The 15,507-nt window shown below is 61.4% G+C and carries 16 protein-coding genes; 9 read left to right on the top strand and 7 right to left on the bottom strand.

Features of this window, described 5'->3' with window-relative positions; all coding sequences use genetic code 11:
* The 3 genes from JHD67_RS19040 to JHD67_RS19030 all read left to right on the top strand — a co-directional run.
* Positions 1-1,558 (top strand): OB-fold nucleic acid binding domain-containing protein (locus tag JHD67_RS19040; protein ID WP_343214398.1); only part of this gene is annotated, 1,558 nt, incomplete at its 5' end.
* Positions 1,559-1,752: 194 nt separating this feature from the next.
* Entirely contained in the window at positions 1,753-1,965 is a 213-nt protein-coding gene (locus JHD67_RS19035) for a hypothetical protein (RefSeq protein WP_199041290.1), read from the top strand.
* 9 nt (positions 1,966-1,974) lie between these two features.
* Positions 1,975-2,490 carry a phage minor head protein gene (locus JHD67_RS19030; protein WP_199041287.1) on the top strand — a complete coding sequence of 172 codons (516 nt, stop codon included), beginning with the start codon at positions 1,975-1,977 and terminating at the stop codon, positions 2,488-2,490.
* Positions 2,491-2,511: 21 nt separating this feature from the next.
* Here JHD67_RS19030 and JHD67_RS19025 read toward each other — a convergent pair whose 3' ends face one another.
* The 3 genes from JHD67_RS19025 to JHD67_RS19015 are packed head-to-tail and all read right to left on the bottom strand — an operon-like array spanning position 2,512 to position 4,587.
* On the bottom strand, positions 2,512-2,973 hold the full coding sequence (locus JHD67_RS19025; RefSeq protein ID WP_199041283.1) for a hypothetical protein: 462 nt from the start codon (positions 2,971-2,973) through the stop codon (positions 2,512-2,514).
* A complete protein-coding gene (locus JHD67_RS19020; RefSeq protein ID WP_233172080.1) occupies positions 2,957-3,568 on the bottom strand; it encodes an RHS repeat-associated core domain-containing protein in 612 nt (203 codons plus the stop codon). The genes JHD67_RS19025 and JHD67_RS19020 overlap by 17 nt, the downstream gene beginning before the upstream one ends.
* Before the next feature lie 2 nt (positions 3,569-3,570).
* Positions 3,571-4,587, bottom strand: coding sequence for a transglutaminase family protein (locus tag JHD67_RS19015; RefSeq protein ID WP_199041277.1), 1,017 nt, complete (start codon positions 4,585-4,587; stop codon positions 3,571-3,573).
* A gap of 381 nt (positions 4,588-4,968) precedes the next feature.
* Between JHD67_RS19015 and JHD67_RS19010 the strand changes: the two genes are divergently transcribed.
* Positions 4,969-6,318 carry an autotransporter outer membrane beta-barrel domain-containing protein gene (locus JHD67_RS19010; RefSeq protein ID WP_199041274.1) on the top strand — a complete coding sequence of 450 codons (1,350 nt, stop codon included), beginning with the start codon at positions 4,969-4,971 and terminating at the stop codon, positions 6,316-6,318.
* A 346-nt stretch (positions 6,319-6,664) separates the two neighbouring features.
* On the opposite strand, the gene JHD67_RS19005 is transcribed toward JHD67_RS19010, so the two are convergent.
* A complete protein-coding gene (locus JHD67_RS19005) occupies positions 6,665-7,420 on the bottom strand; it encodes a hypothetical protein (RefSeq protein ID WP_199041271.1) in 756 nt (251 codons plus the stop codon).
* A gap of 97 nt (positions 7,421-7,517) precedes the next feature.
* On the opposite strand from JHD67_RS19005, the gene JHD67_RS19000 reads away from it, so the two are divergent.
* Both JHD67_RS19000 and JHD67_RS18995 read left to right on the top strand, forming a co-directional pair.
* Positions 7,518-7,724 (top strand): hypothetical protein, encoded by a 207-nt coding sequence (locus JHD67_RS19000; RefSeq protein WP_199041268.1) that lies wholly within the window; start codon positions 7,518-7,520, stop codon positions 7,722-7,724.
* 1 nt (position 7,725) lies between these two features.
* A complete protein-coding gene (locus JHD67_RS18995) occupies positions 7,726-7,956 on the top strand; it encodes a hypothetical protein (protein ID WP_199041264.1) in 231 nt (76 codons plus the stop codon).
* A 288-nt stretch (positions 7,957-8,244) separates the two neighbouring features.
* Here JHD67_RS18995 and JHD67_RS18990 read toward each other — a convergent pair whose 3' ends face one another.
* Complete coding sequence (locus JHD67_RS18990) at positions 8,245-8,607, bottom strand: hypothetical protein (protein WP_199041261.1); 363 nt, start codon at positions 8,605-8,607, stop codon at positions 8,245-8,247.
* A gap of 514 nt (positions 8,608-9,121) precedes the next feature.
* On the opposite strand from JHD67_RS18990, the gene JHD67_RS22435 reads away from it, so the two are divergent.
* Positions 9,122-10,117: an SOS response-associated peptidase family protein gene (locus JHD67_RS22435; RefSeq protein WP_199041258.1), complete on the top strand. Its 996-nt coding sequence runs from the start codon at positions 9,122-9,124 to the stop codon at positions 10,115-10,117.
* 151 nt (positions 10,118-10,268) lie between these two features.
* Complete coding sequence (locus JHD67_RS18980) at positions 10,269-10,898, top strand: hypothetical protein (RefSeq protein ID WP_199041255.1); 630 nt, start codon at positions 10,269-10,271, stop codon at positions 10,896-10,898.
* A gap of 44 nt (positions 10,899-10,942) precedes the next feature.
* On the opposite strand, the gene JHD67_RS18975 is transcribed toward JHD67_RS18980, so the two are convergent.
* Positions 10,943-11,878, bottom strand: a complete 936-nt coding sequence (locus JHD67_RS18975; RefSeq protein ID WP_199041252.1) for a bacteriophage abortive infection AbiH family protein — start codon at positions 11,876-11,878, stop codon at positions 10,943-10,945.
* A gap of 768 nt (positions 11,879-12,646) precedes the next feature.
* On the opposite strand from JHD67_RS18975, the gene JHD67_RS18970 reads away from it, so the two are divergent.
* Positions 12,647-12,865: a hypothetical protein gene (locus JHD67_RS18970; protein ID WP_199041249.1), complete on the top strand. Its 219-nt coding sequence runs from the start codon at positions 12,647-12,649 to the stop codon at positions 12,863-12,865.
* A 390-nt stretch (positions 12,866-13,255) separates the two neighbouring features.
* Here JHD67_RS18970 and JHD67_RS18965 read toward each other — a convergent pair.
* A partial coding sequence (locus JHD67_RS18965) for a hypothetical protein (RefSeq protein WP_199100752.1) occupies positions 13,256-15,507 on the bottom strand: 2,252 nt, incomplete at its 5' end.

Below are 15,507 nucleotides of genomic sequence, written 5' to 3'. Positions count from 1 at the left end.
GGATGATCTCGACACGATGGGCCTCCTCAAGGTCGACTGCCTCGCGCTCGGCATGCTGACGTGCGTGCAGAAGTGCTTGGATCTCTTGCTCGCGCACCACGGCCGCTCGCTGAGCATGGCCTCCATCTCTCTGGATCAGGATGATGCTACCTACGAGATGATCCAGCGCGCGGACACTGTCGGCGTTTTCCAGATCGAAAGCCGCGCGCAGATGGCCATGCTTCCTCGACACCGCCCACGCAACTTCTACGACCTAGTGATTCAGGTGGCCATCGTGCGGCCGGGCCCAATCCAAGGCGACATGATTCATCCGTACCTTCGCCGGCGACGGGGAGAGGAAGAGATTACCTTCCCGTCAGAAGAACTGAAGGAGGTTTTTGAGCGCACTCTCGGAGTGCCACTCTTCCAAGAGCAGGTGATGAAGCTCGCAATGGTTGCAGCTGGATACTCTGCGGGCGAGGCGGACCAACTGCGACGCGCCATGGCGGCGTGGAAACGCCACGGCGGACTTGAGGCGCATCGCGAGCGCTTGACGCAAGGCATGCTCGACAATGGCTTCAGTGAGGAATTCGCTGCCGACATTTTCGAAAAGATAAAGGGCTTCGGGAGCTATGGCTTTCCCGAAAGCCACGCTGCCAGCTTTGCGCACATCGCTTACGTCTCCTGCTGGCTCAAGTGCCACTATCCCGGCGAGTTCCTGTGCGCGCTGCTCAACTCGCAGCCGATGGGCTTCTACGGGCCAAGTCAGCTCGTGCAGGACGGACAGCGGCACGGCATCGTCATTCGCCCAGTCGACGTGCGCCACAGTGAGTGGGACAACACCCTTGAACCCGACCGCGCATCGACAGGCGGCCTGGCCATCAGGCTTGGCTTTCGCCAAGTGCGCGGATTCCGCGAGGACATGGCGGAGCGAATCGTGTCCGCCCGGAACATTCAAGGGTTCAGTGGAATCGCCGACCTGTGTGGACGCGCAGCGATTGATTCGCGCCATCGCGACCTGCTGGCCGACGCCGGCGCGCTTCGAGGCCTCGCTGGCCACCGACACCGCGCTCGCTGGGCAATCGCCGGCGTTGAGCCCCAGCTGCCCCTGTTCGGCAACACAAGCCCCGAGGAGGAACACGCGTCGATCCCAGCGCCATCCCAAGGCGAGAACACGCTTGCCGACTACGCGCACGTGGGCCTGACGCTTGGTCCACATCCGGTCCAGCAGATCCGCCCTCAGCTCCGCGCTGTGCGCTGCATCGACTCGCGAGCACTCGCGGCCAAGCCCAACGCCAGCTTTGTCCGCGCCGCAGGCCTAGTCACCCAGCGCCAACGGCCACAAACGGCGAGCGGCGTCACCTTCATCACCCTTGAGGACGAATACGGCCCCATCAACGTCGTCGTGTGGCGCGACGTGGCAGAGATGCACAAACGGGTCTACCTGGAGGCCAAGCTTCTCGGCGTGGTCGGTCGCTGGGAGCACCAAGACGGCGTCAGCCATCTGATTGCTGCGCGCCTTCTCGACTACACGGAAATGCTCGGCGAGCTGGACGCAAGGTCACGCGACTTCCACTGATCGCGCGACCGCACGCACAGAGGCGGCCGCCGGCGCAAGCCGGCCACGATCCAAGCGATGGCAATGCGCCCAAGGGTATTCCAAGGGGATGGCCAGGATAGGAAGGACGCCGAGCAGCCCGATCGCTATGTTGACGCTCGTGAGCGGCAGTTCCAAGACAACCCTTATACTTCGCTCGGAAGGGAGGGGAACCCATGTCCAGACGAAACAAGCTTCTGATCGCAGGCGGACTCTTGTCGTTGATCCTGGCCACGGCGTGCGGTTTGACAGCGACCCGGATCGTCGTTGTCGACACCAGTTACACGACCCGAAACATGCCCGTCACGGATTGGGGCAAAGTGGCCCTGACTCTGGTGTTCGGCGTCGCCGGCATCGGCGCCATCTCGCACGGCCTACGAAAGGATTAGGAGAGGAGCATGTTCGGCTGGCTGTTCAAAAAAGCAAAGCCCTCCAAATCGCTGCCGACCGTGCAGTTCGATAGTTCCCAAGTCACCGATGAGATTGAAGAGAAGTTGCTGGCCGACTTGAAAGCGATCCCAGAGATCAAGGCTGCTGACTTCGATCGAATCTACGACGCAGCGCATACAGCGATTTCCAGGGGACGAGACGCTGCTCACCTTTCAAATGCGCTGTTGACAATTGACGGCGTCACAAAGAAGCGCGCCGGGGCGATTGCTATCCACATCTTGAACCGCTCGACGGTACGCATGAACTGCAATCGACAGCAGTCCCTTGGCATCACCCATGGTAAGTGGCGATTCTCCAACGCGCCCTGCGCGGATGCTGAGATGACGGCACTTCACAAGTCCTTGGACGGCAGAAAGTTCAAGCTCGATGAGGGCGTGGTTGTAAAGGGGCGTCGAATTTGGCCGGGGTCAGAGGAGGGCTGTCGTTGCACCCATTCGTCCATCATCCCTGGCCTAAAAGAATGACGGGCTCGGAAAGCCAAGCAGCTACTGCGTAGGACAACGCATCAGCGAATCACCGATAGAACGGACGAGCGCAAGGTTTGCCGCTCCGTCATCGGCACTGACGAGCACCAGGATCTGGTCGTTCACTGCCCTGTCGTAGCCGTACAGACGCACGGTGCCGTGACCGTTCGCGCGCGCGGATTGCGCGATGTACTGCAGCGTCGGTCCCAGGTCGCGAGGCACGTACCGTGTTCGGTCCCGCTGGATATTCATGCCCGGAGGAATATCCGGATGCTGCCCCACGTAGATGGTGACTTTGGCTCCCGCCTTGCCGGCATGTATGACCCCGGCATCGATGCCTGTCTGCGCGTCATACGAAACGCCCTTAACCGACTTGGCGCACAATTCAAACGCCTGGCTCAACGTGACGGACTGCGCGCTGCAGCCCATGGAAGCGACCAGCAGCAGCGCACTCAAGGCGACGCGATCAATGGAGGTGGACATTCACGGGACTCGTCAGGATGGCCTTGATGAGATCGGCGTTCGGAACGGCGTTCGTGTAGACGGGGTCCATGGTCGTGAAGCTGTCAGGCATATCCGGCAAACCAAGCAGATGCCCGCCTTCGTGACCATAGTCCAATCCGTTGATGCGCGTGGGCTGCACGAACCACTTGCCGTGAGACATGTCCGGGCAAACGCGAGAGAGGCCCTTGGCATCGCTCTTCCCAGGTGCGATGTCGATGTGGTTCACGTCCATGCCAGTCATGTGCGATGCGTCCAGAACCATGGTCTCGACGTTGTAGTCGCCGAACTGCCCGGTCCACGTCTGGGCCACACCCTGCGCCATACGCGCGGCGTCATCGTAAGAGCCACCCTTGAAATCGATGGGCACAATGATGCGAATATTGTTTCCGTTCTGCACGATATAGCCGAGCAGCCCCAGAGGATCCACGGCGATCAGGGGATTGCTCCGCACGTAAGCATAGGTATTCGTGCCGCCCGCCAAACCCAGCGGATCCGACTGCAAGTAGCGCGCCTCCGCCGGGTGGCTCGTCGCCACAAGACCGAGGGCCAACAGGCCCATGAGCATCACTTTCATCTTCATCCTCCTTGAGTCGCCTTGATGGACTGGATCTTCTGCAGATACTCCGCATCGTCCTGGGCAGACGGCTCGCGCCACCCCAGTCGCTCTGCTTTGGCGAAAAGAGCGAGGTTGTTGTTGCTGAGCATCTGATAATCCGCGCGTTCGCCGGCGGGAATGTCTTCCGACCGCTGGTACTTGCTCACATATCGGGATTGCAGCAGCTTGTAGTAAGCGCTGCCGCGCATGAGAAGGGAGGTGACGTCTTTGGGGTTGTTCCCAAGTGCCAACTCAGTCAGGCCGAGCTGATGCTCAGGCGAGCGATGGTGCGCATAGAACTCCTCCAACGTGTCGATCATCACCCCAACGCTTTCCTGCCGGCTGAGAGGCCTCAGGTAGATGCCGGTGAGTACCGCGCGGGGTTGAATGTGGTGCTCTGCAATGTAGCTCTCATCACGCTTAGTGCCCGCGCTCGTTGTCTCGACATTGAGCCATGACCCATCGTCCTGATGGAACTTCACGAACACATGCAGCGGCGCGGTGGCCAGCGTCATGTCGAGCCCGAGCTTCTGTCCGAGGATGACGAAGAACACCGGCATGGAGACGCAATTCCCGCGCCGTGTCTTCATGTACCGCGATAGGAGTTTGTTCTCGATGTTGTTGCCGAGCGGATCGTCGAAGTCGTAAGCAAACGGGTGGCTGTCGTTCCACGGGCCCGACTGGTAGAGCGTGGTGTTCAGGACAATGAGCTTGTCCATATTGGAAGCACCAATCGGGAAGCGCGCTCGCACTCTTTCGGCCCAAGCATCCAGTTCTTTCAGGGTGGCAGCCTGATCGGTACTCGGATCGATCATCCGTTCGATGGAGACCTCGGCCCGGGCGAGATCCACCTGTCCGTCGCCGCTCTGCAGCAGTGCTGTCAGGGTGGCCAGGTTGGGGTCATGGGGGAGGGTGATACCGACCGCGGCGGACGCGTGCCCACCGACTGAGAGCCCCGCTGTCGCAATGGCTAAAAGGCCGATGAACCAGTTCCGCATCCTGCTCTCCCCGCATCCATGCGCCTGATCCTACTGGCGAGTGCCCGTCCCAAACAACGCGTCGGTCACACTTTTCCCGCAAGAACCTTCTGACTGAGGCGCCGGTATCCCGTCCTGAGGCGACCGGGCTGCCACCCTGGTGAATTCCATCCGGCCGCGCAGAACGCGGCCCGATTTTGCGCCCGAAAAGTGTGCCTCACGATTGGTTTCGCAACGCAGCCGCAGAACTTCGACTTCCTCAAGTTCTTGCGGTTCGGTCGATAACGGTCCTCTTGGCTTGCGCATGTCGCCAAGAAGCCCTCTCGCCCCGCCCCCTGCGTAGCGAAACAGCACACGCCACACCCCTCAAAAACCGTCCCAATGGATAGGGAGAAGCAACAAGTGAACTTTGTCTCCAAGAAGGTCTGGAACCACAGCCAGCGCCGTGTGCAAGGCGCCTCTGAGCACGCCATCTCGGGCTACTCAATCGCCAGCGGCGTCGATGAACGTCGTTCCCCCACCAAGCACGTGCTGACCCTCGCGCTGGCCAGCGCCTTGGCTATTGGTGCCGGCATCGCATCGCCCAACGCTTTCGCGCAGACCGTCAACCCGGCTGTTAACTACGGAACCGGCAGCCTCGGCTTTGTCCCGGAGCGAAACCAAGTCAAGTTCCCGACCATCGCCAACACCCGCAACGCCAAGGCGGCCGCAGCCGCCGTGAAGTCGCTCGGTGCCGGCAACGCCGTCTACGACGCGCTGGTGGTCCTCGACGACTTCACCGCCGCCAATGGCTTCGACCAACTCCAGGACGACATCCACGCCAGCACCCGTACGGCAATCCTCGAGAACGACCGATACGTCCGCGACGCCATTGGTGCGCATCTGGTCGGCGTAGCCAGCGCAGACGGCCATGCAGGGACCAGCCAGGGTGGGTTCAATGCGTGGACTTCGGCATGGGGCCGCTCCGGCTCTTACGGCAGCGACGGCAATGCCGCCGACGTCGATACGAAGGGCAGCGGCCTTGTCCTCGGTGCCGATCTGTCCGTGGGCAACAACGCCCGCATCGGTGCCGTGTTGGGTCAGGGCCAAGGCACGGCTCGTAGCGACAGCCCCAATACGTCGGCACATCACGTCGACACCTACGCCGGTCTCTACGGCGACGCCAAGGTTGGCGCCGTGCGCGTCCAGGGTGGCGCAGTCTACGGCTGGCAGAAAGTCAATGCCGCACGCACAGTGAACTTCGGCGCGATCAACGACACGGCCAATAGCCGCTACAACACCCACACGGCCCAGGCATTCATCGACGCCAGCTACGAGTTCACGTTTGATCGCGACACCATTGCGCCATTCCTCACCGTCGCCTACGACCGTATCAGCACTGATGACGTCCACGAGCAGGGCTCCGTCGCCGCGCTCAACGTATCGGGGAACGACGCTGCGCTCACCATCAGCACGCTCGGCGCACGTGGGATGTTCACCCTCGATGAGCGGGGCGGAGTCCGCGGAACCATCAACGTTGGCTGGCAGCATGCATCTGGCGACATCACCCCGGTGGCCAACGCGCGCTTCACCACGGGCGGCGACGCATTCAACGTTTCGGGCGCGCCCGTCGCACAGAACGCTGCAGTGGTATCCGGCGGTGTCGGTATCGACCTGACGCCAGCTGTTACCATCGAAGGCACCTATGGCGGCCAATTTGGCGGCCACATGACCGATCAGTACCTTCGCGTGGGCGCCACCTGGCGCTTCTGAGAAATGAGGGCGCTGTGTCTCCCAACGAGCACGGCGCCCGGCTCCGCTGCATGAGATAGAAGCGGCTGGGAGGAAATGGGGGAGGGCGCTGGCTAACGCCCGCGCATCGCTCGCTCCCACGCCTCGGAAGCCTCGACAGTCACTCGCTTCGCGCTACCACTGCGCACCTGGCCAGCCCGGATATCCGCGTCTGGCCACAACGCCCGTCGCGCCACTTCACTCGGGTTCTCGCCGTCCCAGATCACAACGACCCAGTCGCCAGGTACTCGTTTCGGCTTGCCCATTCCTTGTCTCTGCTGCTGAACTTCGCCCGAGATTAGAGTTCGCAGGTCTCAAGCACCGATACTCACACCAGGAGTTCGATTGGCACAGGGTGCGTCAGCGGAGAAGTGTGAGGCTTGGCCGCGTCCAATTCGAGCAACACCGCCTCGCTGAGAACGTAGATTCGCTGGAACGATTGCGCCGCTGGCAGCGATGCGCCGAGCATTTCGATCCCTCGCTTCAAGTCCACAGTGCGGCCCGTGTTGTCGTAGATCAGCAGGTCGCAGCGGTCGATCGTCAGCGGCGTGCGCGTGTATCGCTCGATCTTCCGCGAGATGGCGTCACAGATCAGCGCCAACCAATCGCGCAGCGCGGCCTCAGGGCGGTCCTCCTGCCGTGGCCACCGAGTAGCGGGTAAATGTTCCTTGAGGCGGGCAGCGAGCATTTCCATGTCGTGCGTCGACATCGCCGACGCGTTTGGCAGCGACAGGAAGTCGACCGCATCCGGCACGTGCAAAAGGCCGGCCCGGGCGGCAACGCTTAAGAAGCGGGAATAGCTGGCGTCCACGGCCTGCGTCACCTCCAGGCCCGTTTCATGGGTGCCCGTTTGAACGATGAAGTCGGGTCTTTCCCCCGCCCGCGCCACGACAGGAAAGGCGAGCCGATGACTCACAGCGAGGGCGCTCAGGTGCCGGATCAGTGCCCACTCTTCGGTGATTCCCTTGGCCAGCCGCGCCTTGGCCCTGCTCGGGGCGTCCCCAAGCGCGACGCCGGCGGCCAGGAGCTCGCCAGCATCAGTGAACCATTGGCCTGCAACCCTGGATACCCCGCGCGTGCTCAATGCGTGCTCCTCGTGCGTCTGCAGAACGCAGCTTCATTTTTACCCTCCTCCATCGTGACCCACCCTGATTGAGATCGCAAAAATCGAGGGCGTCTCAATGGCGAAAGGAACGTGGTACCCGACCAAGCAGGCGTGGGCGGAAGCGAAGGCCGAGGAATGCAGAAAGCAGGTCGAAGAGCTGAGGATCAGGCCGACAAATCGCGCCCACAAGACGCGAGAGAAGTACGCCGATATTCGCTTTCTTCTTGACGAGGCACGCAAGTACACGGCCATGGCAACGCGCTTCAAGGCCGCAGGCATGTGACGTGGCCGCTTCGACCATACCTGCCGAGATCCGCAGGGCCATCGACGCCCTGGCCAAGGAAGGCATTACCTGCAACTACGTCGGCCGGACTGGAAAGAGTCACCTCAAGTTCCTCACGCTGTTCCCCAACGGCAAGAAGCGGACGCTGATAACCCCTTGCACCCCATCCGACTATCGAACTGCGGCCAATATGATCGCGCTGGCGAGGAGGTGGGCCAGGGAGCCGGGTTAACGGAGCACGGCCGCGCCTCGCTCTACTTCCGACGACCTAGCGATGGCAGGCCACCACCAACCTCGACAGGGTGGCCGCGATAACTAGGTCCGTAGAGACGCACCTGCTGCTGGGGCCTATAATTGCGCACCTGATGTGCTTCGGCGTGCGTCGGCGGTCGGCCGTGCACCTCCACGAAGTGCGCACGAATCGTGTGTGGCGTAGCGAGCAGGGCCGCCTGGCACTGCGGACATCTGCTAGATATGGGCAGCTTTTTGCCCTTCTTGGGCTTCTCTTTCATCGTACCTTTCACGCGTCAGCTCCTTTGACCGTACTGCGCACGCCGGCTCCTGCCATAGCGTATGCCGCGTAATTCGTGACCTTGCCATTCAACACCCGCTTCCACAACACCTGTCGTACATCGAGCGGAATGTCGTCCCAAAGGACCAGCTCGATACCGGCAACTGCATAGTCGCCATCCGACTTCATCGCTGAGTAGTTCTCCTGAACAGTGGTGATGCGGACCTGCTCAAGATCGCGGAGCAACGAGACGAATGCGACGGGGTTCGGCCCGTTGCGAACATCGTTCTCCACCAATGATGTGAGGCGCGTCTGCAGGCGCTTGAAGTGCTCAAGCGTCAGCCTTTGGCTCGGGTCCGAGATAGCGGCCATGGAGACCTCGCCTGTGAAGAGCGGATCTTTCTGGCCAGCTTTGTCGACACGATATGCGTGTACCAGGCGCGGGCCATGGACGCGGTGATGCCAGGGCGGGCCGCAAGCCACATCATCTCTTCGTAGAGCGAGAGCAATTGCTCGTTTAAGGCGTCTGGTAGCGGGACGGTCAAGTCCAGTTGGCGACTCACTTCCTGAGGTTCCGTCGGGCTGTCGGCCAATCTTGCCCCAACGCCGGGAAGCCGGCACCTGTTTCCGGCCAAGGGAAGGGGTAAGCTAATGAGATGCGAAAGTCGCCGCTGAGCCTCGAAGACCGCATATTCCGGCTGCACCTCCAAGCTGGACGCCTCGCACGTCAGCACCCCGATCCCGCAGATTTCTGGCCAGCGTTTGCATCGCGAGCGGACGCATTGCTCGATGGCCTGGACCCGAAGGACGACGCTCGGGTGCGCGGAGCGCTTGATCACATTCTTGCAGGCCAGCGCATTCAAAATGTCGGACAGGAGAACTGACAGTGTGCTACTCGGCGCAGGTGGTTGGAGATTATCGAAAGTATGAGCGCTACGGCGGCCGACTTGACCTCGCTGCCTACGTCAAAGTGTTCTGGTCGAGAGGTAAAGAAGGGGACTTTCACAAGGTCGTGCCAATGGCCGTCCGAACGGCATTTGACAATCCCCAGAATGATCAGGAGCTAGAGGTCCATAACGCCGTCCTTCATGCGTATCGCGACGTCGATCTGGTGCTGGAGCAGAAGATCGGCAAGGCCACCGAGAAGCTTCTGGACGCGGAGGCTAGGCTTGCCAAAAAGTGGTCGAAGACCGCGGAGAAGGACAAGCTCTCGGCGCGAAACGCTATCGCTGACCTCGAAGCGCAGAAAGCAGAGCTTGGCGTCCACGCGGCGAATGATGGTTGGACGCGCATCTGGCCAGGTCACTACACCCCCGTGATGATTCGGGACCCGGAAACCGGGCAGCGCGTCGTGGCTCCCATGCGCTATCGCGCTCGCCCGTTGGGCTTTACGTTGCAAGATGAAAAGGACAAGCCTGGGTGCTACAACGCACGCAAGAATAGCTTGCGCACAGTCTGGCGCGGCATCTTCGGCGTCGGCCATGGAGTTATTCTCGCTAGCCGGTTCTATGAAAGCGTGAAGCGGAATGATTTCGAACACCGGGCGCTCGCACCCGGCGAGAGTCCACGGAAGATCGAGATCGTGTTCTCACCTGAGTCGGCGCAGGATATGTTCCTCGCGTGCATCTGGCGCTACGTGGTCCCCGAAGGTCCGACAGAGGCGCCCTTCTATGGAGTTGCCGCAATTACGCGTGATCCGCCGCCAGAGGTCTCCTACGCAGGACACGATAGATGCGTCATTCCGATCAGACCTGAGAACATCGACGCATGGTTGAACCCCGATCCGAAGAACCTCAAAGCCATGATGGCGATCCTCGACGATCCAATCGACGCGGTCTATCAGGCCGAGTTGGTTCCGAAGAAGGGTGACCAGGAATCCTAAAGTTTCGCAGCAGCAGTCAAGCAAATCCTCGCCTGCTCAAGGAAGGGACGTAGCCGTCGGTGATTTGGAGTGAGCAGGCGCGGCCGCGAAGATCTAGTTCTGAGCGGGCCATAGCCTGACCCTGCGCTTGGTGGACAACGGAGTTCCGACAATGCTTCAGTACCAACTGCTCAAGAGCCGCGAAGGAATCGTCCTGCTCGGTGACTACGACAGCTTGCGGGCACTACACGACACCGTTCACGAGATCAACGAAAAATCTCCGCTCCTCAAGGACAAGGAGGGTCCATTCCTCGGCCTCGCCTATGACGTCCGGAAAGCGTACGAGCGCCAACGCAAAACTATCAAGCCACCAGAGTTCGCGCCCGAAGTCGGCCCGAAATATGGCGTGGACATTCTGTGGCCGGTCCTGTTGTGGCAGTCCTTTGTCCTTCGACAATCACTGGCCTTCGTGACCCATGGCAAAGCGGTGCAGGCGATCACGTACAGCCTGGAAGCCGTAGTGGAGGGGGCCCTCGACGACGCCTTCAAGGGACGATCTGAGGGCATCAAGCAAGAAGTATCAAATTGGACTCAAGACGTCGTAGAAGGACGGATGCTCGATCCCCTTGGAGCTATCTTCACGCGCTGGACCAGCAAAGAACGCGGGACTCGCATGGCCGGGTTAATTGCCGCCTTCAGTTCAGTCTGGCCCTCTCGCTATGAGTTCCTCTCCCGCCGGGGATTGGCTGATGGCCAGCTTTCGCCAATCGAGATCGAGTCCTTTCGTGGCGTCGAGTGGTAGTCGGAGGGAGTCGATCCGTTCAGTGATGGGTTTGGCGACCATTCCTATTCGGGACGGGGAGCAGACAGTGCAAGGTCCCGGAGCGTGAAGGTCTTGATCCGGTCCCAACCGATGCCCAGACGGGTCAGAGCGTCCACGCGCTCGGCTTCCTCCTCTGGTTTCTCCCAATAGTAGCTCGCATGCCAGATGGCGTTTGGCGGCAGCATCTCAATGATCGCGCGGTAATACGCCCAGTCCACTTCCCCAATCGCGTGCCCGAGCACCCAAACCTCCCGGACCATGGCCAGACGTGAGAAGAAGTCCGGGCGACCCGCAATGATGGAGTCAGCGGGTTTGAACGTGCTCCGAAAGTAGTCGTCGATAATCTCGAAGCCCTGGGCCTCTCGAGGGTCGCCGATAGGATCTTCCTCGTCGCCAATAGGGAGCGTACGCAGTGGTCGCCGCTTGTATCCATGCCCCAAAATCAACGGCGCCCCAGTCCCGACGCGCCCGTGGACGTGCCATACCCGGTCGGTCGGGATGTCGTATGCCGTTGCCAGCGTCGGGGTGTAGTTGAAGGATAGGAACGCAGCATCGGGTGCGAGCGGGATGCGGGAAGCTTCGGCAGCCTCCCAGGTCAATGCGGGGACTGCCTCAACCCAGATTCGAAAGAGCTCACTGAGCTCGCTTGATAGTGGCTCGACGACCGCCTCGATGGCTTCTTGAAACGCAAAGTGCGATGCATCCGACCAGTCTTCGGCACCGTAGCTCTGCAGATACATTGACGCGTCTTGAATCAGAAGGTCGTCATCGAAATCCCCGAGCGCGCTCTCTAGGCTGCTCCAGTCGTCACCAGCATTTGGTAGCCACTGGCCGACTAAGTCCGCGACCTTTGGCGCTCGCCTTCGGACGTCGTCTCGGAAGTCGCTGAAGGCGGTAGGCAGCCTGTGATGCAGGTCGAAGCCGTTGCCGACGATATAGAGAATTGTTGGAGTGGTCATGGCCGTTCAGCTTGTGGGTTCGCGTTCGTCTAATTTCATTTCGGTGCCCAAAACTCGGTCACCCATCGACATCGCACACGAGAGGTTTTGAGGTATGCGCAAGAGCATAGAAGGTTGTTTTGAAGCAGACGGCGTCTCCCGGGAATACCAGGCGTGGTTCGAACCGGACAGCGAGGGCAGGGAACAGTGCGCCATTCGCCACCGCTACAAGGCCAGTGGCTCGGCCGCGGCATACCCTTGGTCGCCCACGACCCACATTTCGCTGCCTGAACGTCACGCCTGGTCCCTCGGGCGACTGGCGTTCACCCATTTCAGGGGCGTCCTAGGTCTGGACGTTAGGGAGGAGGCCTTCGGCGAGGATCCGGTCTAGTCGCGCGCTCGGATTGTTACAGAGGGTCGGCAGGGATTCGGCCGGAAACCGGCAATTTATCTGCCAACAAGCTGTTTTTACGTGTGATTTCGGATTCTACTTGGCAAAATTACACGTATCTCGGCTGCGGCCTACAGTGGCCTAGTTCCAGGGCGAAATCACACATTTAGGCCAATGACGCTGTAACACGTTGAGTTGCTGTTTCTTTTATCCATTGAAAACTGGCCTAGTTTGTACCGCGCGAAAGTAACTCCCAGTAAGGCATTCGCCCGTAAGGCGGGATAACTCAACATTATCCCGCCTTAGAATCCGGCTTACGCCACTGAATGCGGCCTGCACGGCGTTACGTAATACGGCGTTACGTACCACAGTACGAAATTCGCAAAGGGAGAGACGGCATGGCCACCCTTGAATTGCGCGACCTGCATTTGGTGAAGCGGGCACTCGCAATCGCGGTGCTGGCCATCGAGCACCGTCATGGCCCCATGCAGCCCAGCTCCGACCTGCACGATATGAAATTGCTGCTCGATCGCTTGGCTAGTGGCGAGGAAATGGAGCATTACACGCGCTCCGCGTGGATCGCGCTCACGGGCACGCTTCCTCCAGCGGAAACGTAAGCAGCCAACGGCCGGGGCTATCAAGCGGTTACAGGCGGAATTGCCGGTTTCCGGCCGAATCCCTGCCGACCCTCCTTCGGGCTCAAGGGCAGGCAACGAAGACCAAGCGTCCTGGAACGGCCAAGCAGGGCACAAAGTCAGCGCGACCCCGTGGGCGTTCCTCCCGCTGACCACGCAGGCCAAGGCTGAAGTGTCACTATTTGCAGCAAAATCATCGCGAACGACTGCCGATCAGCTCGAATTGAGGCCCTGAAAATGGGTGGCAGCAACTCATTGATTTAAAAAGACTTAACCTGAGTTACCAGTAGCTTTTCTTCGTAAAATCAGAAAGATACGACGATCGACCAAGTGTCACTATTTGCACCTAAATCAAGGTGACACCCACTCGGGCTATCCGGCGGCGCGACCAGTCGCTGCCCACCTTTCGATCCGTCGCCTGGTTGCCTTGTGGATCCCCTGGGGGTGCTGGCTCGCGAAGCGCCGCGCCACGGACCACCGCTTCACCGGATCGGTGCCGTAAGGCAGACAGTCGATGGCATGGTTGCGAAGGCGTCCTTGTGCCACGTTCGGCAACTTGCCGCGGTCCAGCATTCGCAACAACCCAAAGATCGCCTGAATCCCGGCCGCCGGGTGGCTCATCTTGATCCTGCTCAACAGCAAGTTGGGGATATCGCCGCGCTCCCCATTGGGCAGCTTGCACGCGCTCTCAAGCATCGAAATCGGAAAGCTGATCCAGCTCCAGCCGTGCCGCATCAGCATGGCCAGCCAAGCCAGCGCTCGCGATTCGGGCCACCAACCGAGCGTGGAGCCTGCCACCATCACCCGGTGCACGCTGCACACCTTGGCCTGACCAATATGGATCGCGACCGCGCGAATCATTGCCTCTTCGGTCAGATACGCCCACCCTTTTGCTGCCGCCAGGGCGATTCCGCTGATCACGGGACTCCCCAGCATCCCTGCGCAGCGCTTCAGCTCGAGGTTGGACAGAGGGGGCGCCTCGACCTGTTCGATGTAGTTCGCTACGGCGTGCTGCACGCGCAGCCAGTACGCGCGCGTCTCCCGCCGCTCGCTCGCCGTGAGGGACATCCAGGCCATGCGCCCGTCATCCAACATGGCGACATGCGCCCGCGTGCCACGCTGGTGGCGTTCATGCTCGTACCACCAGTCAAACAGCTGCCACACAGCTTGCGGCGTCATGACGGGTTTGGTGGGTAATGCTCCTAGCAACGACTCCGCGCCGATATCGACCAGCAGCAGCAGGCTGATGGGATCGACGACGAGCCGACCGCTGTCGACTAGCGCTTGGTCGTCGGCATTGATGTCCTCCGGGGAACCCGAATGCCCCGTTGGCACCCACGGCGCATTCTTACGGAGCAGCGCTCGCGGGCTGACGCCCGTCGCCTTCGCGATCAGCGCGATACCGGATCCGCGCTCGGCTGCATGAGTGAGCGCGCCGTGTCGCGCCTGACGATGGGACGTGGCTTGCCGTGACAGTCGCTCGCGCAGCGCCTCGATATCGGCACTGAGCGTCTCCACGCCAGTGGTCGCCGGCGGCAGCAGGTGCACCATTTGCGCGGCCTGCAGCACGCCCCAGCGATCCGCTCCGACGACATCGACGATGGACGCCTGCGCGCCCGCAAAAGGTGCGGCGCTCAGCGTCCGGATTTCCCCGGGCAGGGCGCCGAGCAGCTCGGTGACCCAAGCGAAATGCCGGCTGTCCAGCGCTCGCGTCCCAGGCAGGCCGTCGCCGGGATCTTCCAACAACAGCACATGCTCGTTGAACCGTTCGCCTCCGTTCTGGGTAATGACGACGTGCGCGATCCGCCCAAAGGCGACGCGCGCAGGCCGCGCGACGCGCCCCAGCAACCCACTCGTGAACACCTCCCCGGCGGTTTCCGGGGTGACCTGCATCGCTGGGCTGAGCGTCAACCCGACATCATCGTGGATACCCAGCACAGCCCGCGCCCGGAGCAGCAGTCCGTATTCCTGCGGACTGCGTGGCGCAATCTGCAGGCTACTGAGCAATCGATGCGCGGCGCGCCGGCGGCCCAAACTCACGGCAAGGTGTGCCCAGGTACCAATCAGGGAACCGTCATGCACACCGCGGCTCACCGCGGCCGTAAGCAGGTGATAGGCACCCATCCGGTCTCCCGCTCGACGAAACGCCTGGGCACAGTGCAGCAATATGTGGGCGTCGTCTGGGAACTGGACCTGAAGTTGGTCGGCCAGCTGGCGAGCATCCGCCCACCGAAAGGTCTTGGAGAAGATGCGAAGGAGGACCAGCGCACCGGTCGGCTGCGCCACCGGTCCGCGCTCGGGCCAGGCCTCCTGCTCGATGTCAGGCAGCCAGCCGATGGCCGCCTCGTCGAGGTCGGCGCGAACGAGGTCTTCGGCGAGGGCGAGGCGTTGGGTGCCATCGATCGGCAGGAGCGGCGCGAGCTCCGTGACGGCCCTGCGCACCGCCTCACCCTGTTCGGGGCCGGCCGCTGCGAAGTTGCCGACCAGCCAGGCAAACAGTGGCAGCGACGGCTCCTCCCGGTTCACGAGCCCGAGCATGGTGTCCACGTGCGCCGGCGTGACACGACTGTCGTGACCGGCCGATGCGACGCGTATGCGCTCGACGTGCGCGAGGATCACTTCCT

Origin of the sequence: Dyella sp. ASV21 (assembly GCF_016428975.1) — a bacterium.
In the GTDB taxonomy this organism is placed as follows: domain Bacteria; phylum Pseudomonadota; class Gammaproteobacteria; order Xanthomonadales; family Rhodanobacteraceae; genus Dyella.
This window is presented reverse-complemented; position numbering and strand designations above follow the sequence as displayed.